At 70.4% G+C, this 25361-nt stretch carries 26 protein-coding genes; 6 read left to right on the top strand and 20 right to left on the bottom strand.

The genetic code is table 11. The features are described 5' to 3' along the window. Positions 1-122 precede the first annotated feature (122 nt). The 13 genes from DEI95_RS00195 to DEI95_RS00250 all read right to left on the bottom strand — a co-directional run bounded on the left by DEI95_RS00195 (position 123) and on the right by DEI95_RS00250 (position 13242). Positions 123-953: a purine-nucleoside phosphorylase gene (locus DEI95_RS00195; RefSeq protein WP_111059028.1), complete on the bottom strand. Its 831-nt coding sequence runs from the start codon at positions 951-953 to the stop codon at positions 123-125. Positions 954-977: 24 nt separating this feature from the next. Next, positions 978-1250 (bottom strand): PTS sugar transporter subunit IIB, encoded by a 273-nt coding sequence (locus tag DEI95_RS00200; protein WP_110824547.1) that lies wholly within the window; start codon positions 1248-1250, stop codon positions 978-980. Continuing rightward, positions 1247-1696: a PTS sugar transporter subunit IIA gene (locus tag DEI95_RS00205; RefSeq protein ID WP_110900562.1), complete on the bottom strand. Its 450-nt coding sequence runs from the start codon at positions 1694-1696 to the stop codon at positions 1247-1249. The genes DEI95_RS00200 and DEI95_RS00205 overlap by 4 nt, the downstream gene beginning before the upstream one ends. A 4-nt stretch (positions 1697-1700) precedes the next feature. Then, on the bottom strand, positions 1701-2813 hold the full coding sequence (locus tag DEI95_RS00210; RefSeq protein ID WP_110889963.1) for an adenosine deaminase: 1113 nt from the start codon (positions 2811-2813) through the stop codon (positions 1701-1703). A 154-nt stretch (positions 2814-2967) separates the two neighbouring features. Further along, entirely contained in the window at positions 2968-4254 is a 1287-nt protein-coding gene (locus DEI95_RS00215) for a thymidine phosphorylase (RefSeq protein ID WP_110889964.1), read from the bottom strand. Positions 4255-4256: 2 nt separating this feature from the next. Further along, positions 4257-4691: a cytidine deaminase gene (locus DEI95_RS00220; RefSeq protein ID WP_258367396.1), complete on the bottom strand. Its 435-nt coding sequence runs from the start codon at positions 4689-4691 to the stop codon at positions 4257-4259. 127 nt (positions 4692-4818) lie between these two features. Further along, the gene (locus DEI95_RS00225) at positions 4819-6108 is read right to left on the bottom strand and encodes an ABC transporter permease (RefSeq protein WP_110824552.1); all 1290 of its coding nucleotides are present in this window, start codon (positions 6106-6108) and stop codon (positions 4819-4821) included. Then, positions 6105-7505 (bottom strand): ABC transporter permease, encoded by a 1401-nt coding sequence (locus tag DEI95_RS00230; RefSeq protein WP_375342332.1) that lies wholly within the window; start codon positions 7503-7505, stop codon positions 6105-6107. Before DEI95_RS00230 ends, DEI95_RS00225 begins: the two co-directional genes overlap by 4 nt. Then, positions 7502-9022: an ABC transporter ATP-binding protein gene (locus tag DEI95_RS00235; RefSeq protein ID WP_110824553.1), complete on the bottom strand. Its 1521-nt coding sequence runs from the start codon at positions 9020-9022 to the stop codon at positions 7502-7504. The genes DEI95_RS00230 and DEI95_RS00235 overlap by 4 nt, the downstream gene beginning before the upstream one ends. A gap of 93 nt (positions 9023-9115) precedes the next feature. Then, a complete protein-coding gene (locus DEI95_RS00240; RefSeq protein WP_111059030.1) occupies positions 9116-10189 on the bottom strand; it encodes a BMP family protein in 1074 nt (357 codons plus the stop codon). A gap of 272 nt (positions 10190-10461) precedes the next feature. Beyond that, positions 10462-10842, bottom strand: a complete 381-nt coding sequence (locus DEI95_RS00245; RefSeq protein ID WP_111059031.1) for a hypothetical protein — start codon at positions 10840-10842, stop codon at positions 10462-10464. 312 nt (positions 10843-11154) lie between these two features. Beyond that, positions 11155-11532 (bottom strand): hypothetical protein, encoded by a 378-nt coding sequence (locus DEI95_RS16385; protein ID WP_146243557.1) that lies wholly within the window; start codon positions 11530-11532, stop codon positions 11155-11157. 594 nt (positions 11533-12126) lie between these two features. Next, complete coding sequence (locus tag DEI95_RS00250) at positions 12127-13242, bottom strand: mannose-1-phosphate guanylyltransferase (RefSeq protein ID WP_111059032.1); 1116 nt, start codon at positions 13240-13242, stop codon at positions 12127-12129. 215 nt (positions 13243-13457) lie between these two features. Between DEI95_RS00250 and DEI95_RS00255 the strand changes: the two genes are divergently transcribed. The 6 genes from DEI95_RS00255 (at position 13458) to DEI95_RS00280 (ending at position 18955) form a co-directional block, all read left to right on the top strand. Then, positions 13458-14645, top strand: a complete 1188-nt coding sequence (locus DEI95_RS00255) for a glycosyltransferase family 1 protein (RefSeq protein ID WP_309146509.1) — start codon at positions 13458-13460, stop codon at positions 14643-14645. A 75-nt stretch (positions 14646-14720) separates the two neighbouring features. Then, positions 14721-15182, top strand: coding sequence for a succinate dehydrogenase, cytochrome b556 subunit (gene sdhC, locus DEI95_RS00260; RefSeq protein WP_110889973.1), 462 nt, complete (start codon positions 14721-14723; stop codon positions 15180-15182). Positions 15183-15192: 10 nt separating this feature from the next. After that, positions 15193-15639, top strand: coding sequence for a succinate dehydrogenase, hydrophobic membrane anchor protein (gene sdhD / locus DEI95_RS00265; protein WP_110889974.1), 447 nt, complete (start codon positions 15193-15195; stop codon positions 15637-15639). Between the two features lie 54 nt (positions 15640-15693). Then, on the top strand, positions 15694-17487 hold the full coding sequence (gene sdhA, locus DEI95_RS00270) for a succinate dehydrogenase flavoprotein subunit (RefSeq protein WP_110824559.1): 1794 nt from the start codon (positions 15694-15696) through the stop codon (positions 17485-17487). 1 nt (position 17488) lies between these two features. Continuing rightward, complete coding sequence (locus DEI95_RS00275) at positions 17489-18262, top strand: succinate dehydrogenase iron-sulfur subunit (protein WP_110824560.1); 774 nt, start codon at positions 17489-17491, stop codon at positions 18260-18262. A 51-nt stretch (positions 18263-18313) separates the two neighbouring features. Beyond that, positions 18314-18955, top strand: a complete 642-nt coding sequence (locus DEI95_RS00280; RefSeq protein WP_181419565.1) for a TNT domain-containing protein — start codon at positions 18314-18316, stop codon at positions 18953-18955. A 66-nt stretch (positions 18956-19021) separates the two neighbouring features. On the opposite strand, the gene DEI95_RS00285 is transcribed toward DEI95_RS00280, so the two are convergent. From DEI95_RS00285 to DEI95_RS00315, 7 genes are all read right to left on the bottom strand, one after another. Further along, positions 19022-19483 (bottom strand): DUF805 domain-containing protein, encoded by a 462-nt coding sequence (locus DEI95_RS00285; protein ID WP_258367372.1) that lies wholly within the window; start codon positions 19481-19483, stop codon positions 19022-19024. A 57-nt stretch (positions 19484-19540) separates the two neighbouring features. Beyond that, the gene (locus tag DEI95_RS00290; RefSeq protein ID WP_258367373.1) at positions 19541-20176 is read right to left on the bottom strand and encodes a DUF805 domain-containing protein; all 636 of its coding nucleotides are present in this window, start codon (positions 20174-20176) and stop codon (positions 19541-19543) included. 33 nt (positions 20177-20209) lie between these two features. Further along, entirely contained in the window at positions 20210-20926 is a 717-nt protein-coding gene (locus DEI95_RS17030; protein WP_309146511.1) for a DUF805 domain-containing protein, read from the bottom strand. Positions 20927-21087: 161 nt separating this feature from the next. Continuing rightward, positions 21088-22020, bottom strand: a complete 933-nt coding sequence (locus DEI95_RS00300) for an NADP-dependent oxidoreductase (protein WP_111059036.1) — start codon at positions 22018-22020, stop codon at positions 21088-21090. A 112-nt stretch (positions 22021-22132) separates the two neighbouring features. After that, on the bottom strand, positions 22133-23284 hold the full coding sequence (locus DEI95_RS00305) for a mannitol-1-phosphate 5-dehydrogenase (protein ID WP_111059037.1): 1152 nt from the start codon (positions 23282-23284) through the stop codon (positions 22133-22135). Next, entirely contained in the window at positions 23281-23718 is a 438-nt protein-coding gene (locus DEI95_RS00310) for a PTS sugar transporter subunit IIA (RefSeq protein WP_110824566.1), read from the bottom strand. The genes DEI95_RS00305 and DEI95_RS00310 overlap by 4 nt, the downstream gene beginning before the upstream one ends. Before the next feature lie 75 nt (positions 23719-23793). Beyond that, entirely contained in the window at positions 23794-25353 is a 1560-nt protein-coding gene (locus tag DEI95_RS00315; protein WP_181436146.1) for a PTS mannitol transporter subunit IICB, read from the bottom strand. Positions 25354-25361 lie beyond the last annotated feature (8 nt).

Consider the following 25361-nt stretch of genomic DNA (forward strand, 5'->3'; position numbering starts at 1 on the left):
GCCCAGGTCGCCACCGTTCCCCAGGTCGCCACCGTTCCCCAGGTCGCCACCGTTCCCCAGGTCGCCACCGTCGACGAGGTCGCCGTCCGCGAGGGCACCGTCGCTCGGGCCGTCGTAGGGGGTCACAGTGCGGCCACCACGCGGGCGAGCAGGTCCGCGATCACGGGCTCGGCCTGCTTGCCCGCCTCGAGCACCTCGGTGTGCGACAGCGGGGTCTTCTGGATGCCCGCGGCGAGGTTCGTGATGAGCGAGAAGCCGAGGACCTCCATGCCGGCCTGCCGGGCGGCGATGGCCTCGAGCGCGGTCGACATGCCCACGATGTGGCCGCCGATCGCCTTGGCCATCTGGACCTCGGCCGGGGTCTCGTAGTGCGGCCCGCGGAACTGCGTGTAGACGCCCTCGTCGAGAGAGGGGTCGACCGACTTCGCCACCGCGCGGAGACGGGCCGAGTACAGGTCCGTCAGGTCGATGAACGTCGCGCCCTCGAGCGGGCTGTCGGCGGTGAGGTTGATGTGGTCGCTGATGAGGACCGGCGTGCCGGGCGTCCAGGTCTCCTTGATGCCACCGGCGCCGTTCGTGAGCACCATGACCGAGGCACCCGTCGCGGCGGCGGTGCGGACGCTGTGCACGACCCGACGGACGCCGTGGCCCTCGTAGTAGTGCGTGCGGGCGCCGATGACGAGCGCGTGCCGGCCGTCGGCGAGCCGGATGGAGCGGACGGTGCCGGAGTGTCCGGGCACGGCCGAGGCGCTGAAGCCGGGGACGTCCGCCGCGGGGATCTCGGACACGGTCTTCCCGAGGAGGTCGGCGGCCTTCCCCCAGCCGGAGCCGAGCGTCAGGGCGACGTCGTGCCGCTCGATGCCGGACCGGGACGCGATGACGGCTGCGGCGTCACGGGCCACGTCGAAGGGGTCCACGGCGGGGTCGTTCAGGGGGTTGTCGGTGCTGACCATGCGCCGATCGTACCGGCCCGACCCCTACCCGAGCGCCCTGTCCACAGCCGCCGTGATCTCGCTCTGGTCGAAGTGGTTCCGGATCACGATGACCTCGGCGTACGTCGTCCCGATGGTCTCGACGAACTCCTGGCTCGTCAGGATGACGTTGGCGTCGTCGGCGACCTGCCGCACGGAGGCGACGTCCGCCGCGACCACCTCGGCCGTCAGTCCGAGCGAGGCGAGCGCCTTCTCCGCGTTGACCTTGAGGATGGCGCTCGCGCCGATGCCGGCACCGCAGATGGTCACGATCTTCATGCCGTCGTCACTCCCATGATGGCCCGGACCTCGTCGGCCGTGGCGGCGGCAGCGAGCCGTCCGGTGACCGAGGGGTCGTTGAACAGGTTGGCGATCGCGCCGATCGACTCGAGGTGTGTGCCGACCTCCGCGACGGCGAGCCCGAGCACGACCGACACCGGGTCGTTGTGCGGGTGCCCGAACACCACCGGCGACGCCAGCGTGACGACCGCCAGGCCGTCCCGCAGGACGCTCGACCCCGGCCGGGCGTGCGCGAACGCGAGCCCCGGCGAGATGACGATGTACGGCCCGTGCTCCTCGACCATGGCGGTCATGGCGTCGGTGTACGCCTCGGTGGTCGCTCCCGATGCGACGAGGGCGCCGCCGACCGCCCGCAGCGCGTCCCGCCACGAGGACGCGGACGCCCCGAGCACGACGGCCGGGTCCGGCAGTGGCGGCAGCCCCATCGGATCAGGCCTCCGCGTACCCGGCGGTGATCGCGGCGATGATCTCCTCGCGGTCCTCGAGCGGCAGGAACGACCCGAGCGCCGCGTTGATCTGGAACGCGGCGAGGTCGTCGAGGTCGTAGCCGAACGTGCCGGCGAGCAGCGCCAGCTCCTTCGACAGCGAGGTGTTGCTCATCAGGCGGTTGTCGGTGTTCACCGTGACGCGGAAGCCGAGCTGGTACAGGACGTCGATCGGGTGGTCGGCCAGGTCGTCGCCCCACGCGGCGACCGCACCGGTCTGCAGGTTCGACGACGGGGAGACCTCGAGCGGGATCTCGCGGTCCCGCACCCAGGACGCGACCTCGCCGAGCGTGGCGAGCATGGACCCGTCACCGCCGTCGGTCAGGGTGACGTCCTCGAACACGCGCACGCCGTGCCCGAGGCGGAGGGCGCGACCGTCGACGAGCGCCGACCGGATGGAGGCGAGGCCGTCGGCCTCGCCAGCGTGCACCGTCACGGGGAAGAGCTCGGAGGCGAGGTACTCGAACGCCGCCCGGTGGTTCGAGGCAGGGAAGCCCGCCTCGGCCCCGGCGATGTCGAAGCCGACGACGCCGCGGTCGCGGTGGCGCACGGCGAGTTCGGCGATCTCCATCGACCGGTCGGCGTGCCGCATCGCCGTGACGAGCTGCCCGATGCGGATCGACCCGCCGGCGGCGTCGACCGCCTCCTCGATGCCGGCCTGCACGGCCTCCACCGTCTCGTCGAGGGTGAGCCCCCGCTGCAGGTGCTGCTCGGGGGCCCAGCGGATCTCCCCGTAGACGACGCCGTCCGCGACGAGGTCCTCGACGAACTCGCGGGCGACGCGGGTGAGCCCGGCGGCGGTCTGCATGACGGCGGTGGTCACGTCGAAGGTCTTCAGGTACTCGACCAGGGAGCCCGAGTTCGACTGGTCCGCGAACCAGGTGGCGAGTTCGGCCGGGTCCGTGGTCGGGAGGTCGACCCCGTCGGTCGCCGCGAGCTCGATGACGGTGGCCGGACGGAGTCCGCCGTCCAGGTGGTCGTGCAGCGAGACTTTCGGCAGGTCGTTGATGACCGCTCCGGCGTCGGGCAGGCGGTAGGTCGTGGCGGCGTCGCTCATGCGTCCAAGGCTACCGGTCGCGGACGCGCCACCGCAGTCGCGGACCCACGGGACCGTGGACGACGGACCACCGCGTCCCCACGGTGGACGAGACGGACGGGAGGCCCGTCACAGCACGTGTGGCGGGCCTCCCGTCCGGCTGCTGGTCGCGTCGTTACTGGATCCGCTCGCGCACGATCGGACCGCGCTCCGGCGCGGAGTCCCCGATCGACCAGGCGCCCTCGAGCGACTCGAGCGCGCGCTCGAACCGCGCGGGCTCGTCGGTGTGCAGCGTCCACAGGGGCTGGCCGGCCGTGACGGTGTCACCCGGCTTGACGTGCAGCTCGATGCCGGCACCGGCCTGCACCGGGTCCTGTGCGCGGGCACGACCGGCACCGAGGCGCCAGGCCGCGATGCCGAAGGGCAGGGCCTCCTGCGTGGCGAGGACACCGGACTCGGTCGCGGTGACGACGTGGGTCTCCGCGGCGACCGGCAGCGCGGCCGAGGCGTCGCCGCCCTGGGCCTCGATCATCCGGCGCCACGTGTCCATCGCGCGGCCGTCGGCCAGTGCCGCCGCGGGGTCGGCGTCGGGCTGCCCCGCCAGACGCAGCATCTCGGCCGCCAGCGCGACCGTGAGCTCGACGACGTCCGCAGGGCCGCCACCGGCGAGGACCTCGACGGACTCGCGGACCTCGAGGGCGTTGCCGATCGTCAGGCCGAGCGGGACCTCCATGTCGGTGAGGAGCGCCGAGGTGGCGACGCCCGCGTCCTTGCCGAGGTCGACCATCGTCTGTGCGAGGAGCTTCGACTGCTCGAAGTCCTCCATGAAGGCGCCGGAGCCGAACTTCACGTCGAGGACGAGCGCCGCGGTGCCCTCGGCGATCTTCTTCGACATGATGCTCGACGCGATGAGCGGGATGCACTCGACCGTGCCGGTGATGTCCCGCAGGGCGTAGAGCTTCTTGTCGGCCGGGGCCAGGCCCGAGCCGGCGGCGCAGATGACGGCGCCGACCTGGTCGAGGATCTCCGTCATGCGCTCGTTTGAGATCGCGGCCTGCCAGCCCGGGATCGACTCGAGCTTGTCGAGGGTGCCGCCCGTGTGCCCGAGGCCGCGCCCGGACAGCTGCGGGACCGCGACGCCGAACGTCGCGACGAGGGGCGCGAGCGGCAGCGTGATCTTGTCGCCGACGCCGCCGGTGGAGTGCTTGTCGACCGTGGTCTTGCCGAGCGAGCCGAACGACATCCGCTCCCCCGACGCGATCATCGCGAGGGTGAGGTCCTTGATCTCCCGACGCTCCATGCCGTTCAGGAAGACCGCCATCGCGAACGCGGCCATCTGCTCGTCCCCGACGTAGCCGCGCGTGTAGGCGTCGACCAGCCAGTCGATCTCCGGCGTGGAGAGGGCGCCGTGCGAGCGCTTCGTGCGGATGAGGTCGACGGTGTCGAAGGGCTCGACTGCCATGGTCAGTGCTCCTGCTGGTAGGTGACGAGGGTCCGGGGGCCGAAGGCGTCCGGCAGGACCTCGTCGATGGTGCGGATGCCCGAGACGGTCTCGAGGAGCATGCCCTCGGCCGAGTGTTCGAACAGCAGTTGCCGGCAGCGGCCGCACGGCATGAGGGTCGCCCCGTCGCCGTCCACGCAGGTGAACGCGACGAGCTTGCCGCCGCCGGTCATGAAGAGCTGCGACACGAGCGAGCACTCGGCACAGAGGGTCACACCGTACGAGGCGTTCTCGACGTTGCAGCCGGACACGATCCGGCCGTCGTCGGTGAGTGCCGCGGCACCCACCGGGAAGGACGAGTACGGCACGTAGGCGCGGCCCATCGCGGTGGTGGCGGCCTCGCGGAGCGCGTCCCAGTCGACGTCGCCGTCGGCGGCCGCCGCCGTGCTCCCGTCGATCCGTGCGTCCGGGTCGGCCGGGAGGGTCGTGGCCGGGTCCGTCCAGGCCGGCTCGCCGGTCGCGGGGTCGGTCCCCACCCCGTCGTGTCCCGCAGCGTTCGTGTCTGTCATGTGCCGTGCCTCCCGGCTAGTTCTTGATGTACGGCTTGCCGGCGGCCGCCGGTCCCCGCGACTGCCCGACCAGACCGGCGACCGCAAAGATCGTGACGACGTAGGGCAGCATGAGCAGGAACTCGCTCGGCACCGGCGAGTTGATCGCGCCGAGGGTGTTCTGCAGGTTCGAGGCGAACCCGAACAGGAGCGCCGCGAGCGTGGCCCGGATCGGGTCCCACCGCCCGAAGATGACGGCGGCCAGGGCGATGTAGCCCGCACCGTCCGTCATGTCCTTCGTGAACGGTCCGACCGCGTCGAGTGTGAAGTACGCACCACCCAGGCCGGCGATCGCACCGGCGATCGAGACGTTCCAGAACCGCGTCCCGGTGACGTTGATGCCGACCGTGTCCGCCGCTTCCGGGTGCTCCCCGACCGCGCGGAGCCGCAGACCCCAGCGGGTCTTGAACAGGGCGAACGTCACGACGGCGACCGCGATGTACGCCAGGTACACGATGACGGTCTGCTCGAACAGCACCGGGCCGATCACCGGGATCTGGTGCAGGACGGGGATCTCGAAGCGCGGGAAGGTGACGCCGACGTTCAGGCGCTCCTCGTCCGGCGACAGCACCTGCGAGTACAGGAAGCCGGTGAGCCCGGAGATGAACGCGTTGATGACGACGCCGACGATGACCTGGTCGACGAGGTACTTGATGCTGAACGCCGCGAGGACGAACGACACGAGCACACCGGCGACGAGGGCGCCGACGAGACCGACCCACGCGGACCCGGTCAGCGACGCGATGAGCGCCGAGGTGAAGGCACCGGCGAGGAACTGCCCCTCGATGGCGATGTTGACGACACCGACCCGCTCGGAGATCACGCCGCCGAGCGCACCGAACACGAGCGGGACGCTCAGGCCGATCGCACCGACGAGCAGGCCGGGCAGCGGGACCGTCTTGTCCGCGGCCGCCCACGTGAGGAAGCCGATGACGAACACGACGGCGAACACGCTCGTCAGCCACAGCGGCACCGGACGGTACCGGCCGACCAGGACGAACGAGACGGCCGTGAGGAGCGACAGGACCACGACGACGACGACGCCGGTCGCGAGCGCGGGCAGGCCGACGTCCGGCAGCTGGACGAAGTCGCCGGCGTTGGCGAGCCGGAACGTGGTCGTGCCACCCCGGCCGACGCCGAGGAACAGCACGGCGGCGAGCACCGAGAAGACGACGAAGGCGACGGGCGCCTTCCAGCTCCTCGTGGTCTCGACGGGGCGGTCCGGGACGGGTGACGCCGGGACGGCGGTGGGGCTGAGGGTGCTCACGCGGCGACCGCCTTCCGCTTGGTGCTCTGCTTGGTGCGACGACGGGCGCCGGGCTGCGGGATCCGGAAGATCGCGCGCACGAGCGGCGGGGCCGCGATGAACAGGACGATGAGGGCCTGGATGACGTCGACGATGTCGATCGGGATCCCGTTGGCGGCCTGCATGGCGTAGCCGCCGTTCTTCAGCACGCCGAACAGGATCGCCGCCCAGAAGGTCCCCCAGGGCTTCGAGCGCCCGAGGAGCGCGACCGTGATCGCGTCGAACCCGATGCCGGCGTCGATGCCCGACGTGAACCCGGTCGTGACCGCGCCCTCGACCTGGTAGGCGCCGGCGATGCCGATGAGTCCACCGGAGATGACGAGCACCCAGATGGTGAGGCTCGGCACGCTCATGCCGGCGACGCGAGCGGCCCGCGGGTTCTCGCCGATGGTCCGGAAGCGGAATCCGAGCGAGGACTTGTTGAGCAGCCACCAGACGACGACGACCGCGATGACCGCGACGACGAAGCCGACGTTGATGCCGAAGCGCGGTCCGAACAGCGCCGGGAGCAGCGCACTGTCCTTGGTCGCCGGGGAGATCGGGTTCGGGCTCCCACCGGCCTGCAGCAGCCCGGGGGTCCGGAGCATGAAGGAGAGCAGGTAGAGGGCGACGTAGTTCAGCATGATCGTCAGGACGACCTCGTTGGCACCGGTCCGGGCCTTGATGACGCCGACGAGCCCGGCCCAGACCGCGCCGCCGACGATGCCGGCGAGGATCGTCAGCGGGATGTGCACCGCTGCCGGCAGGTCGAACGAGAACCCGACCCAGCCAGCTGCCGCGGCGGCGATGAGGACCTGCCCCTGGCCGCCGATGTTGAACAGGCCCGCGCGGAAGGCCACGGCGACGCCGAGCCCGGCGACGACGAGCGGCACCGCGTAGTCGACGGAGCGGGTGATCGGCGTGATCGCGCTCGCGAACGAGGGGGCGCCGAAGTTGACGACGGAACCCTGGAACAGCGACGAGTAGGAGCCGCCGACCGCGGTGCCGACGGCGCGCAGCATGTCGGTCGGTCGGGCGAAGAAGTACCCGGCCGCGGCCTGGACGTCCTTGTCGGTCAGCGCGATGAGGACACCGCTCGCGACGAGGGCGAGGACGACCGCGAGCACGGTGGTGAGGACGGAGCCGTTGACGATGCTGCGCATCGCGTCGCTCCAGCGCCCGTCGCCGCCCTCACGGCGTTCGCTGTCGGCTGCCGAGTCTGTCATCAGGTGCGGCGGTCCGGCCACTTCCTGCAGGCGGTCGTCGACCGCCGGTGTGGCATCGGACCCGGCCGGGAGGCCCGTGGTCCCGTCGACGGGGGTCGTGCTGCGGTTCGACGGCGGGGTGGCGCCGCCGTGCTCCGGCGTGGTGTCGCTCACGCGGCGAGCTCCGTTCCTGCGGGCAGTTCGCCCGCCATCATGAGTCCGAGGACGTCGCGGGGTGTGGACGCCGGGACGATGCCGACGATCGTGCCGCGGTACATCACGGCGATCCGGTCGGCGAGCGCGACGACCTCGTCGAGCTCGGTGGAGACGACGATCACCGGGACGCCGCTGTCGCGGGTCTCGACGATGCGCTTGTGCACGAACTCGATCGACCCGACGTCGATGCCGCGCGTGGGCTGTGCGGCGACGAAGAGCCGCAGGGGCCGGCTCAGTTCGCGGGCGAGGACGATCTTCTGCTGGTTGCCGCCGGAGAGCCGACCGGCTGCCGTGGTGCGTCCGGGCGTGCGGATGTCGAACTCGGCGATCTTCTCGTCGGCGAACGTGTCCCGCTCGGCGGCGCGGATGGTGCCGGCACGGACGAACTCGGTGGCGTCGGCACGGTCGAGCATGAGGTTCTCGGCGATCGTGAACTCCCCGACCAGCCCGTCCTCCTTGCGGTCCTCGGGCACGAAGCCGACGCCGGCGTCGAGGATCTGCTTGACGCTGCGGCCGGTGACCTCGCGCCCGTCGAGCGTGATGCGGCCGGAGCGGACGGGCTCGAGGCCCATGATCGCCTCGGTGAGCTCGGTCTGCCCGTTGCCCTGCACGCCGGCGATGGCGAGCACCTCGCCACGACGGACCGTGAACGACACGTCGTCGACGAGCACGATGCCGTCCGCGTCGGTGACCGTCAGGTCCTCGACGACGAGCGCGGCCTCCCCCGGGGCGGCCGGGGCCTTGTCCACCACGAGTTCGACGCTGCGGCCGACCATGAGCGCCGCGAGCTCGCTGTTCGACGCCGTCGGGGACGCCTCGCCGACGACCTTGCCGAGGCGGATGACGGTGATGCGGTCGGCGACCTCGCGGACCTCACGGAGCTTGTGCGTGATGAAGACGATGGCGGTGCCGGCTTCGCGGAGCTGGCGCATGATGCCCATCAGCTCGTCGGTCTCCTGCGGGGTGAGGACGGCCGTCGGCTCGTCGAACACCAGGACCGAGGCGTCACGGGACAGCGCCTTGATGATCTCGACGCGCTGCTGCACACCGACCGGCAGGTCGCCGACCCGTGCGTCGGGATCGACGTCGAACCCGAACCGGGCGGAGATCTCCCGCACGCGCTTCCGGGCGCCGGCGAGGTCGAGACGCCCGCCGAACGACGTCTCCTCCTGCCCGAGCATGACGTTCTCGGCCACGGTGAAGACCGGCACGAGCATGAAGTGCTGGTGCACCATGCCGATGCCGGAGCGCATGGCGTCGCCCGGCCCGTCGAAGTGCTGGACGACGTCGTCGAGCAGGATCTCGCCCTCGTCGGCCTGGTACATGCCGTAGAGGACGTTCATGAGGGTCGACTTGCCCGCACCGTTCTCGCCGAGGAGACAGTGCACCTCGCCCGGTTCGACGGTGATCGAGATGTGGTCGTTGGCGACCAGGGTGCCGAACCGCTTCGTGATGCCGCGGAGTTCGAGCTTCATGTCGGTGAGTCTATTTCTGTCTCGGGTGCGCGACGGTCCCCGTGCGCGCGAGAACGCGGGCGGAGGAGTGTTCCCCCGCCCGCGTTCGACGGACTACTTGACGGTGGCCTCGGTCTCGACCTTGATCGAGCCGTCGATGATGCCGGCCTTGATCTCGTCGAGCTCACCCTGCAGACCCGAGTCGACCTTGGACTCGTAGTCGTGGAACGGCGCGATGCCGACGCCGTCGTTCTCGAGCGTGCCGACGTACGGGGTCTTCGCGAAGTCGCCCTTGGCGGCCTGCTCGACGACGTCCTTGACGGCGGGCTTCATGCCCTTCTCGATCGAGGTGAAGGCGATGTCCTTGTAGCGGGGGTCGGCCTCGTAGAGGTCGCTGTCCGCGCCGATCAGGACGGAGCCGTTGTCGGCGTCCTTGATGGCCTCGGCGGCGCTCTGGTAGATCGGGCCACCGACCGGCAGGATCACGTCGGCGTCTTGGTCGAGCAGCGACTGCGCGACCGACTTCGCCTGGGTGCCGGCCTCGAAGCCACCGGTGAAGGAGCCCTTCTGGCTCGCGACGTCCCAGCCGACGACCTTGACGTCCTTCTTCTTCTGCTCGTTGTAGTACTCGACGCCGTCCGCGAAGCCGTCCATGAAGATGGTGACGGTCGGGATTTGCATGCCACCGAAGGTGCCGACGACGCCGGACTTCGAGTAGGACGCGGCCGCGTAGCCGGCCAGGAAGGCCGCCTGCGAAGTGTCGAAGGTGATCGGCTTGACGTTGTCCGCGTCGATCGAGTTGTCGTCGATGATCGCGAAGTCGGTGTCCGGGTTCGCCGCGGCCTGCTTCTTCGTCGAGGCGGCGAGGTTGAACCCGACCGTGACGACGAGGTTGCAGTTCTGGCTGACGAGCTGCTGGATGTTCGAGTCGTAGACGGTGGCGTCCTTGGACTCGGCCTTCTTGTACTGGGCGCCGAGGTCGTCAGCGGCCGAGACCATGCCCTCGTAGCCGAGCTGGTTGAACGACTTGTCGTCGAACCCACCGGCGTCGGACACCATGCAGGGCAGGAAGTCGGACTTCTTGGACGAGGTGGACTCGGACGGGGCGGACGCACAGCCGGCGAGCACGGCGACGGTGCCGACGAGCGCGAGGCCGCTCATGGCGATGCGACGGGAACGAGATGACACGGGGGGTTCCTCCGGGGAGATCGGGAGTCGGCCCGGAGTCACTGCGCACCGGGCGATCGTGAGGACAGTACACGACCGGCCGGGCGGTGCAGGACCCCTCTGGACGCCCTCCCGCATCGGTTACGTGATCGCGACCGCGCTGTAACGCGCCGGAAACGCTGCGCATGGGTCGTGGCCCCAGTTCGAGGGGTTTCGTGATGGAGCGCTACAGACGGGCTGCGGCCTGGAGGATCGCGCACGCATCCCGCACACCCGCCGGTCCGCGAGATGGTTCAGGAGCTGTCGTCCGCGTTGCCGGGGAAGCAGAGCGACGCGCTCTGGATGACGTAGAGATCCGGTGCAGCGGAGAAGCTGATGGCCCCCGTGCGATCGCCACCCCGGCCGATGACCGTCGGCTCCGTCTTCGTTCCCAAGCGTTCGAGGGCCATCCCCCTGGCCCTCCAACGCGCCTCGAGCTCGGCCACGTCCGCCGAGACGTCACCGGTTTGCGCGCGCGTGAGGAAGTACGTCCACTTGGCTCCGATGTCCCCGTCGGGCAGTTCGCAGGCTTCGGCGTAGTCCGGCCCGGACCGGACTCGCCGATTCCCACCGAGGCTCTCCGTCGCGTCCTCCACGACGTCGACCATCCGTTGCTGCGGGCTCTCGGGATCCACCGCAGGCGTCCTTCCTGGTCCAGCGGACGCCGCTCGCTGTTGAGCGCACGCTGTGGTCACACCGAGCACCAAGATCACCAGCACGACCTCGGCGCGACGTCGCAGTGGCGAGTCTGTCGTCATCGGTCTCCACTCCCGTGGTCCTCGGTTCCCGGCCGTCGCTGGTCGCGTTCCGTCATCGATACGGGGCCGATCGGCGTGCGCTCCTCGGTTCCGCCCGAAGGCGGCCACCTGGTCGCCCTCTCCGCCGTGTTCAGGCAGCACGTTCCGTGCTCGTCAGGCGAAGACCTCGCCAGCGTGCTCTCGTTGTGGCTAGAGCGCGTCAGGATCACCGGGGAAACAACGTGACAGCGCCTGGACGCCGTACTGGTCGTCCGTCACGGTCAAACTGATCGAATCCGTCACGGCGCTTCCCCGACCGACGACAGTCGGATGTGCCGCAGATCCCTGACGTTCGATCGTCATCCCTTGCTTCCGCCATCGCGACTCGACCTCGGCCAGGTCAGCAGGGACATCACCCACCGACGGCCGGGTCCTCAGATCCACCCACTGCGCTCCTGGTCGACCATCCGGGAGCACGCAGGCGTCGGCGTAGTCCGGACCTGTTCCTTGCTCCCAGGCGCCACCCAACTGCCCTGTGATGTCGTCCACAGCATCGATCATCTGCTGCTTCGCGGTTTCCGGGTCCACGCGAGGAGTCCTCTCTGAGGGGTTGGGTGGTGCAGGCTGTTGCGCGCAGCCCGCGAACAGCAAGCTGAGCGCCAGAAGCGTCGCGGTCCCAGCAGCCCCGCGGCGGATGTGCGAGTTCAGGGACGTCATCTCTGGACCGTCGGCATCCAGCGGGTCGTGATGCAGGACCGGTCGCGGTTCGGTCCCGTCGGGCGCCTGACCACCGTTCGCCCCGAAGGTCGTCGCACCGAATGCTGGCTTCGACGGATCGACACGATGCGAGGCTGAAGTTGCGCCCGACGGTGGCCAGCTGGTCACCGTCCCCGACCTCGTCAGGAAGCACGTTCCGTGCTTGTCCCGCGTAGACCTCGCCGGCGTGCAGGTCGTCGGCCGGGGTGACCGAGTCGGGCAGCCCGGCATATGCCGGGGCGAGAAGCGGTCGACGTGGATGTCGGACCGGGAGAGTGCAACCCCCGCGGTCGTGGTTCCGTAGGAATCCCCCGGGTCGTACTCGATGTCCGCCATGCTCGCTCCCCCGCTCGCAGTTCCCCCGAGACGACGACACCGCCGCTCCCCCGTCCGGTCGCCCCAACCCGGGCCATCGCACCCCGCTCGTCAGAGCACGTCGTCCCGCCCGCTGATCTTCAGCGCGTCCACCACGCCCTTGACCCGCTGCGCGTTCGCACTCGTGGTCACGAGCAACGCGTCCGGTGTGTCGACAACGACGATGTCCTCGACGCCGATCAGCGAGATGAGCCGGTTGCTCTGCGACACGACGATGCCGCTCGCGGAGTCGGCCAGGATGCGGGCGTTGTCGCCGAGCACCGCGAGGTTGTTCTTCCGCCCGCCCGACTGGAGCTTGGCGAGCGAGGCGAAGTCGCCCACGTCGTCCCAGTCGAAGTCGCCCGGCACGACCGCCATCCGCCCTGCCGCGGCTGCGGGCTCCGCGACGGTGTAGTCGATCGCGATCTTCTTCAGCCCCGGCCAGATCCGGTCGACGACGACACCGCGGGCCGGGGTGTCCCAGGCGGCCGCGAGTTCCTCGATGCCCGCCAGCAGCTCCGGCTCGGTGCGTCCGATCTCGGCGAGCAGCACGTCGGCGCGGGCGATGAACATGCCGGCGTTCCACAGATACGAGCCGTTCCGCAGGTACGCCTCCGCGGTCGCGAGGTCGGGCTTCTCGACGAAGGACCGGACGGCGTGTGCGGTCGGTGCACCGTCGGCGCCGAGGGCGTCGTCGGCGGCGTGGATGTACCCGAAGCCGATCGCGGGCTCGGAGGGCGTGATGCCGATCGTGGTGATGTACCCGGCCCGGGCGGCCGCGACGGCCTCGCGCACGGACCGGCGGAACCCGCGGGCGTCACCGATGACGTGGTCGGCGGCGAAGGAGCCGATCACGACGTCCGGCTCACGACGGTGCAGGATCGCCGCGGCGAGGCCGATCGCCGCGGTGGAGTCCTTCGGTTCGCTCTCGAGCACGACGTTGTGGTCCGGGACGCCGGGGAGCTGGGACTCGACGGCGGCACGGTGCGCCCGCCCGGTGACGACCATGATCCGGTCCGGTCCCGCGAGCGGCGCCAGGCGGTCCCAGGTCTGTCGCAGCAGCGAGGAACCGGAACCGGTCAGGTCGTGCAGGAACTTGGGGGCGTCGGCGCGCGAGAGCGGCCACAGGCGGGAGCCGATGCCGCCGGCCGGGATGATCGCGTAGAAGTCGTCGAGTGCGTCCGTCACGCGCCCACCGTACCGGCGGCCCGGGGAAGCAGCTGCGTGCGACCTGGACGTGTCGTGGACGGCTGCCCGGGGCGACGCACGGTCTGTTCACCCCTCGCGTGCGCCGCGTTCACGTCGCACCCCCCGCTCGTCCACGCGCCGCCCGGAACATGGGCCGTGCCATGAACGCACGCAGCGTGGAGCGAGGCACCGAGTCCCCCCGGACCGTGGCCGTCGTGACCGAGAGCTTCCTGCCCACCCTCAACGGCGTCACCACGAGCGTCCTCGCGGTGCTCGAACACCTCCGCCGACGCGGCCACCGGGCGGTGGTCATCGCCCCGGACGCCCCGGGTCTCGCCGCCTGGCGGTCGCGGTCGGAACAGGAGCGGCACCTCGGGTTCGACGTCCACCGCATCCCCGCGGTCGCGTACCGGCAGTTCCCCGTCGCACTCCCGCACCCGGTCCTCGACACCATCCTCGCCGCCTCCGGCGCCGACGTGCTCCACGCAGCCAGCCCCTTCCTGCTGGGGGGCCGCGCGATCACGGCGGCCGGGAGGCTCGGCATCCCCTCCATCGCCGTCTTCCAGACCGACGTGGCCGGGTTCGCCCGCCGCAACGGCCTCTCCGCGGCCGCCCCGCTGGTCCGCCGGGTCCTCGGGCGGATCCACGCCGGCGCCTCGCTGACGCTCGCGCCGTCCTCCGCGACCGCGGCGATGCTCGCCGAGGAGGGCGTGCCGCGGGTCGCCCGATGGGGCCGGGGCGTCGACACGGCGCTGTTCCACCCCGCTCGCCGGACGTCTGCCCACGTCCGCGCGATGCGCCGCCGCATCGCGCCGCGCGGCGAGACCATCGTCGGCTACGTGGGACGGCTGGCACCGGAGAAGGAGGTCGAGCGGCTCGCCGAACTCGGCGGCATGCCGGGCATCCGGGTCGTGGTCGCAGGAGGGGGACCCTCCCGGCCGTTCCTCGAGCGTCGACTCCGTCACCTGGACGTGACGTTCACCGGGCCGCTGCGCGGTGCCGACCTGGCCGACGCCTACGCGATGCTCGACGTCTTCGTGCACACGGGTGCGGCGGAGACGTTCGGGCAGACACTGCAGGAGGCCCACGCGGCCGGCCTGCCGGTCGTCGCCCCGGCCTCCGGCGGACCGCTCGACCTCGTCGCCCCGGGACTCGACGGCGAGCTCTACGACCCGGATGCCCCGCTGGCCCTGCGCGCCGCGGTCGCCCGGCTCCACGCCGACCGGACGCTGGCAGAGCGGATGGGGTCCGCCGGCCGCCTCCGCGTCGAGGGCACCACGTGGGAGGCGGTCGGCGACGAACTGCTCGCGCACCATGAGACGGCCCGCACGATCGGCGCTCCCCCGGCCCCCACGCGCACCGCCCGGACGGGGTGGAACGAGAAGGTCGGTGCTCGGACGTAGGATGGAGGTGTTCCACACGAACACGACGGCAACGGCGCGCCGATCGGTGCGCCGGCCCTACGGGAAGGCGAGCTCATGGCCGAGCAGACCGCAGGCGGGACGGCGACAGCCGCACCGCAGGTGACCATCGACGGTACGTCGATCGACGCACCTCGGACGCGTGTCCCGCAGGGAACGCTGTACCGCGGGAGCATCGGGATGTGGTCCTGGGTCCTACACCGGATCACCGGCGTCGCGATCTACTTCTTCCTGCTCGTGCACATCCTCGACACGGCACTGGTCCGGCTCTCCCCCGAGGCGTACAACGCCGTGATCGGCACGTACAAGACGCCGCTGATGAACCTCGGCGAGATCGCCCTCGTCGGCGCCATCGTGTTCCACGCGTTCAACGGGCTGCGGATCATCCTCATCGACTTCTGGTCGAAGGGTCCGAAGTACCAGCGGGCCATGTTCTGGGTCGTCCTCGTGCTCTGGGCCGTGGCGATCGCGGGTTTCCTGCCGCGCCAGCTCATGAACCTCGTCGCCGACTTCAACTGAGGGCTCCGTCATGACCACCGAGACCATCGCTCCGCCCCGCAGCGCCGACGCTGCCCGCCGCACCACCAACTGGGAGAAGTGGGGCTGGATCTACATGCGCGCGTCGGGCGTCCTGCTCGTCGTGCTCATCTTCGGCCACCTCTTCGTCAACATGGTCGCCGGCGAGGGCGTCAAGCAGATCGACTTCGCCTTCGTCGCCGGCAAGTGGGCGAGCCCGTTCTGGCGGATCTGGGACACCGCGATGCTCTGGCTCGCGCTCGTCCACGGGTCGAACGGCATGCGGACGATCATCAACGACTACGTGGCCAAGCCCGGCGTCCGCAAGACCCTGCTCGGCGCGGTGCTCCTCGCCTGCGTGCTCCTGATCGTCCTCGGCACGCTCGTGTGCTGGACCTTCGACCCGTGCCCCGCCGGCGCCGCCGCCGCGGACCTGCCGTCGTTCTGCCCCGCGCAGTAGCGACGCCTCGCGCACGACGTCCCGCACGCTCCACCTCCTGATCGAAAGACCCCTGTGACCGACATCACCGTCCACCACCACCAGTACGACATCGTCATCATCGGCGCGGGAGGCGCCGGCATGCGAGCCGCCATCGAGGCCGGGCCGAAGGCGAAGACCGCGGTCATCTCGAAGCTCTACCCGACGCGCTCCCACACGGGCGCGGCGCAGGGCGGCATGGCGGCAGCGCTCGCGAACGTCGAAGAGGACTCGTGGGAGTGGCACACCTTCGACACGATCAAGGGCGGCGACTACCTGGTGGACCAGGACGCTGCCGAGATCCTGGCGAAGGAGGCGATCGACGCGGTCATCGACCTCGAGAACATGGGTCTGCCGTTCAACCGCACGCCCGAGGGCAAGATCGACCAGCGCCGCTTCGGCGGTCACACGCGTGACCACGGCAAGGCACCGGTGCGCCGCGCCTGCTACGCGGCCGACCGCACCGGCCACATGATCCTGCAGACGCTCTTCCAGAACTGCGTGAAGCTCGGTGTCGAGTTCCACAACGAGTTCTACGCACTCGACCTCATCATGGTCGACGTCGTCGGGGACGACGGGGTCACGCGCAAGCAGCCCGCCGGCGTCGTCGCCTTCGAGCTCTCGACGGGCGAGCTGCACGTGTTCCACGCGAAGGCGATGATCTTCGCGACCGGCGGCTTCGGCAAGATGTTCAAGACCACGTCGAACGCGCACACGCTGACCGGCGACGGCGTCGGCATCGTGTGGCGCACCGGCCTGCCGCTCGAGGACATGGAGTTCTTCCAGTTTCACCCGACCGGGCTGGCCGGGCTCGGCATCCTGCTCACCGAGGGCGCCCGCGGCGAGGGCGCGATCCTCCGCAACGCCTCCGGCGAGCGGTTCATGGAGCGGTACGCACCGACGATCAAGGACCTCGCGCCGCGTGACATCGTCGCCCGGTGCATGGTGCAGGAGGTCGCCGAGGGGCGCGGCGCCGGCCCGAACAAGGACTACGTGCTGCTCGACTGCACCCACCTGGGTGCCGAGGTGCTCGAGACGAAGCTGCCGGACATCACCGAGTTCGCCCGGACCTACCTGGGCGTCGACCCGGTCGTCGAACCCGTGCCGGTGATGCCGACGGCGCACTACGCGATGGGCGGCATCCCGACGAACGTCAAGGCCGAGGTCCTCGCCGACAACACCACGGTCGTCCCGGGCCTCTACGCCGCGGGTGAGTGCGCCTGCGTCTCGGTGCACGGGTCGAACCGTCTCGGCACGAACTCGCTGCTCGACATCAACGTGTTCGGCAAGCGCTCGGGCAACAACGCCGCCGAGTACGTGCAGACCGCCGAGTTCCTGCCGCTGCCCGAGGACCCCGCGGCGAACGTGCGCGGCATGCTCGAGCAGCTCCGGGCCTCCACCGGGACCGAACGCGTCTCCGTGCTCCGCAAGGAGCTGCAGGAGGAGATGGACAAGAACGCGCAGGTGTTCCGGACCGACGAGTCGCTCGCACGGGTCACCGAGACGATCCACACGCTCCGCAACCGGTTCATGCAGGTGTCCGTGCAGGACAAGGGCAAGCGCTTCAACACCGACCTGCTCGAGGCCGTCGAGCTCGGCTTCCTGCTCGACCTGGCCGAGGTCGTCGTGTACTCCGCCCGGAACCGCAAGGAGTCCCGCGGCGGGCACATGCGCGACGACTACCCGAAGCGCGACGACGAGAACTACATGCAGCACACCATGGCGTACCTGACGGGCGATCCGCACTCGTCACTCGCCGACGACCACATCACGCTCGACTGGAAGCCCGTCGTCATGACGCGCTACGAGCCGATGGAGAGGAAGTACTGAGATGACCGACACCCTGGTCTCCGACGCACCCCGCACCGACACCGTGCAGGACGCGCCTCCTGGATCGTTCTCCGTCACGGTGATCGTCCGCCGCTTCGACCCGGACGTGGACGACGAGCCGCGCTGGCAGGACTTCGACGTCATGATGCTGCCGACCGACCGCATCCTCGACGCGCTGCACAAGATCAAGTGGGAGCAGGACGGATCGCTGACGTTCCGACGCTCCTGCGCGCACGGCGTCTGCGGCTCGGACGCGATGCGGATCAACGGGCGCAACCGTCTGGCGTGCAAGACCCTGATCAAGGACCTCGACATCTCGAAGCCGATCTACGTCGAGGCGATCAAGGGTCTGCCGCTCGAGAAGGACCTCATCGTGGACATGGAGCCCTTCTTCACGTCCTTCCGCGAGGTCCAGCCGTTCCTGCAGCCGAAGTCCGCACCGGAGAAGGGCAAGGAGCGCATCCAGTCCGTCGCCGACCGCGCACGGTTCGACGACACGACGAAGTGCATCCTCTGCGCCGCCTGCACGTCCTCGTGCCCGGTGTTCTGGACCGACGGGCAGTACTTCGGGCCCGCCGCGATCGTGAACGCACACCGCTTCATCTTCGACTCGCGGGACGACGCGGCCGACGTGCGCCTCGACATCCTCAACGACAAGGAGGGCGTCTGGCGCTGCCGGACGACCTTCAACTGCACCGACGCCTGCCCCCGCGGGATCCAGGTGACGAAGGCGATCTCCGAGGTCAAGCAGGCCGTGATGCGCGGCCGTGGCTAGCGGATCGACTCCGCCAGGAACGTCATGGGCGGGCGCGCTAGGCTCCCGCTCATGACGTTCGCGGACACTCGGCCCATCCTCGATCAGCTCGGCTACACGGTCCGGTACGTGCAGCTCCCCGGGGAGACCCTGCACGAGCCGCCGGTGGAGGGTGCGCTGCGGATCGTCCCCGCGGACGCCGACTCGTTCGCCATCGAGGTCGTCGACTACGGCACCGCACGACGGCTCGCCACCGCACGCGGTGAGGACGACGCGGTCGAGATGCTCCGCCGGTTCCTGAACCGTCCCTTCCCGGACGCGCGGGACATCCGCCGGTCCGACCTCGACCAGATGCGTGACCGGTCGGCGTCGACCTACCCGCAGCTGGCGCAGCAGGTCGCGGCGACCGGGGACGCCGGTCTGACGATCCAGATCCCGGCTGGCGTGCCGGTGGACCGCATCGGCGGCCCGGACGGGTACCTGCTGCACCCGATCGAGACCCCGCTCCACGCCCGGTCCCTGCCGCCGCACGCCACGGTCTCCCCCGAGGTGCACCGCTACGTGGTCGAGCGCCCGTTCCTCGTGACCGTCCGCTTCGTGCGTCCGTGGTTCGACCAGCCGGGCGGCGCGCTCCGCTTCGAGATCGCCGACCCGGCGACGACAATCCGCGACCTGGTCGTCGACGGATCGCTCGCGCGGGTCCGGGTCGTCTGACCCGCTCGGCACACGACGGAGCCCTCCTGCCCGATCGGGCAGGAGGGCTCCGTCGTGTGGTGGACGTCAGCCGCGCTCGGGGCGGTCGAACCGCTGCCCCTCCGGCTTCGACGGCAGGATCGTCAGCACGATCAGGATGATCCCGCCGAAGAACGGGATGACCGACAGGAAGAAGAAGAAGGGCCCCGCAAGGTTCGCGTCGTTGAGCCGACGCCAGGTGACCGCCAGGTTCGGGATGATCGTCGCGAGCGAGTAGAGGCCCAGGAGCACCGCGGCGATCCAGTAGAGCGCGTTCGGCGTCCCGGAGGTCGTCCCCGTGACCGGGTCTGTCCGGAAGTCCGACGTCGCTCCCCCGATGCCGATGAGGACGTAGAGCACGCCGATGACGATCGTCTGGGCGAGGGACCACCACCAGAACTCGCTGCGACTCGCACGCCCGTCGAACCGGACGTACTTCCGGAAGACCCGCTTGACCGCGTCAGCAAGGCGGCCAAGACGGGCTGGCCGCGCGCGGCCAGCCGCCGACACGACGACGGCGCCCTCCTCGTGGATGGAGGGCGCCGTAGTGACGCGACCGGCAGGCGCTCAGCGGTCCCCGGGTCGGTCGAACCGTGCGCCATCGGGGTTCGAGGGCAGGACGCCGAAGACGATGCCGACGATCCCGACGAAGAGCGCGATGATCCACAGTGCACCCGACAGGTTCGCGTCGTGCAGCCGACGCCAGCCGAGCGCGAGGGACGGCACGAGCGTCGCGAGCGCCCACAGCAGGCCGGCGATGAGGAACACGAAGGCGATCGGCGGTGCCGGGTTCTGCACCTCGTAGGTGCCGTAGTCCGTCTGGACCGTCCGGGTCGACGCGAGGGCGGCGGCGAGCAGGAATCCACCGCCGGTGAGCACCGTGGAGACGACGGCGGTGACGAGCGTCCACCACCAGAACTCGCTGCGGCTCGCGCGGCCGCTGAAGGTCGCGTACTTCCGGAAGAAGCGGCCGACGGCCTTCGGCAGTGAGATGCCGTACCAGGGCGCCCAGAGCGGCGGCTGCCCGTCCGGCCCGACGGGAGCCGCTGCACCCGGCGTCTGCTGTCCGTACTGCGGCTGTCCGTACTGCGGCTGGCCGTACTGGTGCTCGCCGTACGGCTGCTCGCCGTACGACTGCTTCCCGTACGGCTGCTGGCTGCCGGGCTGTCCGCCGGCGTCCGGCACGGGATGGTGATCGGTCACGAGGTCCCCCAGGGTGTCGATGATCGGAAGTGGTCAGCCGCGGTGCGGCTCGTCGAACCGTGTGCCGGCGGGCACGGACGGCAGGAGCCCGATGACGAGCGCGAAGACGGCGCCCACCGGCGGGATGATGAACAGCAGGGCGAGCAGGCCCGACATGTTGACGTCGTGCAGGCGTCGCACCGTCAGCGCGATGAAGCCGACGAGCGTCGCGAGCGCCCAGAGGCCACCGACCACGTTGGAGTCACTCCCGCCGATGGCCGTGTCGATCGTGCCCGTGACGATGTTGCCGATCGCCCACCAGAGTGCCCAGAACCAGAACTCGCTCCGGCTGGCGCGGCCGTCGAAGCGCACGTACTTCTTCCAGAACCGCGTGAAGGCCTTGGGGAACGGGATGCCGTACCAGGGCGCCCAGAGCGGCGGCTCACCCTGCGTCACCGGCTGCTGCCCGTAGGGCTGCTGCTGCGCCGGCTGCTGCCCGTACTGGCCAGATCCGTACGGCTGCTGCCCGTACGGCTGCTGCCCGTACGGTGACTGCCCACCCGAGGGCTGCCCGTACGGCTGCTGCCCGTACGGCGACTGCCCACCCGAGGGCTGCCCGTACGGCTGCTGTCCGTACGGCGACTGCCCGCCCGAGGCCTGCCCGTACGGCGACTGCCCGCCCGGGGCCTGCCCGTACGGCGACTGCCCGTCGGACCGCCCGTCGCCGGGTCGCTTGCCGTAGGGGTCCTGCGGTGGGTACTGGTCGCTCACGGGGTTCCTTCCGAAGACGGTGACGAGACGCCCGGGATCGTCCAGCGGTCTGCGGAGGCTGGACCTCCGCGACGTCGGTCACGGCCGCCCCACTCCCCCGCACGCTGGCCCGGCGCGCTGCACCCAGTGTGCCAGTGCTCGATGTCCGACGACGACCGACTTCAGGGCAGGAGGGCGATCTTCCCGCCCGGGTGCCCGGACTCGAGCAGGTCGAGCGCCGCGCGTGCCTCGGTGAGCGGGAACGTCCGAGCGACCGGGACGACGAGTTCCCCTCGACCGGCCAGGTCGACGAGCCGCTGCCGGACGGCGTCGCGGAAGGCCGCGCTCTCCGGCTGCGACCCGCCGATGGCCGTGATCCCCGCGTCCGGAGCGCGGGTGAAGGCCGCGATCGTCGCGATGCGTGCCCGGTCGGCGACCAACGCGAGTGAGACGTCGACGGCCTCGTCGGAGCCGACGCAGTCCAGGGCCACGTCGACGCCATGCGGCGCGAGGTCGCGGACCCGCGCTTCCAGGCCGTCGCCGTACGGGACCCACTCGCCGCCGGAGCGGCGGACGGTGTCGGTGTTCGCGGCGGAGGCGGTGCCGATCGCTCGCGCCCCGAGCATCCGGAGCTGTTGCAGCAGGCTGACGCCGACGGCCCTGGAGGCTCCGTGCACGAGCACGGTCTCACCGGCGGCGACGTCGGTCACCCGGATGAGGTCCGCAGCGGTCGTGCCGGCGAGCAGCAGGTTCGCGGCCTCCGCGAACCCCATCGCGGGCGGCTTCGCGAAGACGTCACGGGCTGGCAGGGTGACCGCCTCGGCCCATCCGCCCCGCACCCGGAACGCCAGGACCTCGTCGCCCGGTGCGACCGGGCCCGAGGCGATGTCCGTGTCCGGCCCGACCGCCGTGACGACGCCCGCGACCTCGTACCCGATCGGGAGCGGGAAGTCGGCGGGGTCGCCGTCCCGGGTGTGCTTGGCATCGGCCGGGTTCACACCGGCGGCCCGGACGCTGACGGTCACCTCACCGGGACCGGGCGCCGGGACCGCGACGTCCACCAGTTCGAAGGTCTCACTGCCACCGGGACGCGTCGCCACCCACTGCTTCGTCATGGCCGCGACGGTACTCGGAGCCGATCGCTCGGTCGACAGGCGATGCCGAGACGGACGGGAGGCCCGGTACCAGCTGGTACCGGGCCTCCCGTCCGTCTCGTGGTCGCGAGCGCTAGGCGCGCGCCGCTCCGACCCGTCCGGTGAAGGACGCGTGCAGCGGGTGTTCACCGCCGAGACCGGTGATCTCGGACGCGATGTCGGCGTCCGACCGGTCGGACCGCAGCAGTGCCTGGAGTTCGACGCTCTGCTCGTCGTCCGCGACGTCGAAGCGGAGCGCCGCTGCCATCGCGTCGAGCAGTGCCGTCGGCTCGGCGCCGTTCTCCGCCAGGGCCGCCGCCGGGGAGACGAAGCGCTCGTCGCGCGAGAGCTTCCGGAGGGGCTGCCGACCGACACGGGTGACCGTGTCCGGGAGGTGCGGGTTCTCGAAGCGGGCGATGATCGCCTCGACGTAGGCGCGGTGCACCTCGGGGTCGAGCTCGTGCCGGCGGACGAGCAGGTCGCTCGTCTCGGCGAGCACGGCCTCCAGCGCCGAGCGCACGGTCGGGAGGGCGACGGCGTCCGAGATCTTGTCCGCGCCGGCGAGGAAGCCGTGGTAGGCGACCGTGGCGTGGCCGGTGTTCACGGTGAAGAGCTTGCGCTCGATCGATGCGGCGAGGCCGTCGACGTAGTGCGCGCCGGGGATCGTCGGCTCGGCACCGGCGAAGGGCGTGCGGTCGATGGCCCACTCGAAGTAGGTCTCGACCGTGACGTCGAGGCCGCCGTCCGCGGGCTGCGCGGGCACGATCCGGTCGACGGCGGTGTTGGCGAACACGGCCTTGGCCAGCGCGCCCTCGCGCGCGTCCTCGGGCAGGGCGGCGACGATGAACTCGCGGAGGCGGTCCGTCGCGTTGATCGCGTTCTCGCACGCCATCACGACGAGCGGGGCGGCGTCGACGGAACGCTCCTGCAGGCCCTTCGCGATGACGGGTGCGATGAACTTGAGGACGGTCGGGCCGACCGCGCAGGTGACGATGTCGGCGGTCGCGATCTCGGCGACGACGCCGGCCTCGTCCTGCGCGCTGTTCACGGCGCGGAAGCCGGTGACCTCGTGGTCCTGCGCACCTGCGCCGACCTCGTGCACGGTGTACGTGTCGGCGGCGGCGAGGGCGTCGATGAGCGGTGCGGCGACGTCGGCGAAGACGACCTCGTAGCCGGCCTGGTGCAGCAGGAGGCCGACGAAGCCGCGGCCGATGTTGCCGGCGCCGAAGTGGACGGCGGTGCTCACTCGTTGACCTCACCGAGGATCGCGAGGACGGCCGCGGCGTCGGGCGCCTCGGTCAGGGCCTGGACCTGGTCCTCGTCGGAGAACACGATCGCGATCTTGCTGAGGATGTCGAGGTGCTCGTTGTTGACCCCCGCGATGCCCACGACGAACCGGACGTCGTTGCCGTCCCAGTCGATCGGGGTGGCGTACCGGACGAACGAGAGCGCCGACGCCTTGATGGCGTCCTTCGCGTCGTTCGTCCCGTGCGGGATCGCCAGGAAGTTGCCCATGTAGGTCGAGACGCTCTTCTCGCGCTCGAGCATGGCGGGGTAGTAGTCCGCGGTGACCGCACCGGCGTCCTGGAGGATCGCAGCCGCCTCCTTCATCGCCTCCGACTTGGTCGGCGCGGCGTCCTCGGTGTGGATGCGGATCTGGCTCTCCTGCAGGACGGGCATTCGGGGTCTCCTTGTTCGTGGGTGACGGCGGAAGAGGGGACGGTCGCCCGTCCCCTCTCCCATCGTGCTCTTGTCTTACTGGTTCTTGAGCTGGTCGACGACCTGGTCGTACTGCGGAGCGTTCATGAAGTTGCCGACCGAGACGTGCTGGGCGTTCGGGTTCTTCTGCTTCGCGCGGTCCGTGAGCTCCTCCTGGGTGATGATGAGGTCCTCGTCACCCGAGAGGTTCGCGATCGCCTTGTTGACGACCGTCACACCCTCGATACCAGCCTTCTTGATCTTGTTCCGCAGGACACTCGCACCCATGGCGCTCGAGCCCATGCCGGCGTCGCAGGCGAAGACGACGTTCTCGACGCGCGTCGCCGTGGCGGTGCCGGCGGAACCGACGCCGCCGAGCGAGGCCTGGGCCTCTTCCTCGTTGGCCGGGGAGTTGTCGCCGAGCAGGCCCGAGGTCGCGGCGTTGACGTCGCGGCCCTTGTTCTGCTGGAGCTTCGCCATGGCGGCGCTCATGTCGCCGGCGTTGCCCGCGGCGAGGTCACGCTTGCGGCTGGCGAGGAGGAAGAACGAGGCCACCGCGAAGGACACGGCCGCCGACAGGACCACCGAGAGGATGACGCCGACGTAGCTGTCCTTCGCCGTCGCGGTGAGGACCGCGATGATCGAACCGGGCGACGCCGGGGCGACGAGGCCGGACTGGAAGGCGACGTTCGTGGCGACACCGGTCGCGCCGCCGAGGATGACGGCGACGAACAGGATCGGCTTCTGCAGCACGTACGGGAAGTAGATCTCGTGGATGCCACCGAAGAACTGGATGAGGATCGCACCGGGAGCGGTCGAGCGGGCGATGCCGACACCGAAGAAGGTGAAGGCGAGGAGGATGCCGAGACCGGGACCGGGGTTCGCCTCGAGGAGGAACAGGATCGACTTGCCGGAGTCCTGGACCTGCTGCGCGCCGAGCTGGTCGAGCACGCCGTGGTTGATCGCGTTGTTGAGGAAGAAGACCTTGGCCGGCTCGATGATGACGCTGGCGAGCGGCAGCAGCGAGCTGTCGACGAGGAACTTCACCGCGGCGCCGAGGCCCTCGGCGATGAGCTTGAACAGCGGGGCGAGCCAGAAGAACCCGATCAGCGCGAGCACGAAGCCGAGGATGCCGGCCGCGTAGTTGTTCACGAGCATCTCGAAGCCGGGCTTGATCTTGCCGTCCCAGATCTTGTCGATCTGCTTGATGAGCCAGGCGCCGAGCGGGCCGCAGATCATCGCGCCGAGGATCATGATCGTGCCGTTGGCGCCGATGATGACGCCCATGGCCATGATCGAACCGACGACCGCGCCGCGGGTGTCGTAGACCATCCGGCCGCCCTGGAAGGCGATCGCGAGCGGGATGAGGTAGGTCAGGATCGGGCCGACGAGGCCGATGTTGGCCACGCCGTCCGTCTCGCCGAAGCCGCCGAGGACGCCGACGGGCGTCCAGCCGGTCTCGATGAAGAACGCGGTGATGAGGCCCCACGCGATGAAGATCGCGATGTTTGGCATCACCATGCCGGACAGGAACGTGCCGAACTTCTGGACGGCGACGCGAGCGCCACCCCGCGACTTGTCGCGGGTGTCTGGCGCTGCAACGGACGACGTTGTCATGTGCGTTG

The sequence above is a fragment of the Curtobacterium sp. MCBD17_008 genome, from assembly GCF_003234475.1.
In the GTDB taxonomy this organism is placed as follows: domain Bacteria; phylum Actinomycetota; class Actinomycetes; order Actinomycetales; family Microbacteriaceae; genus Curtobacterium.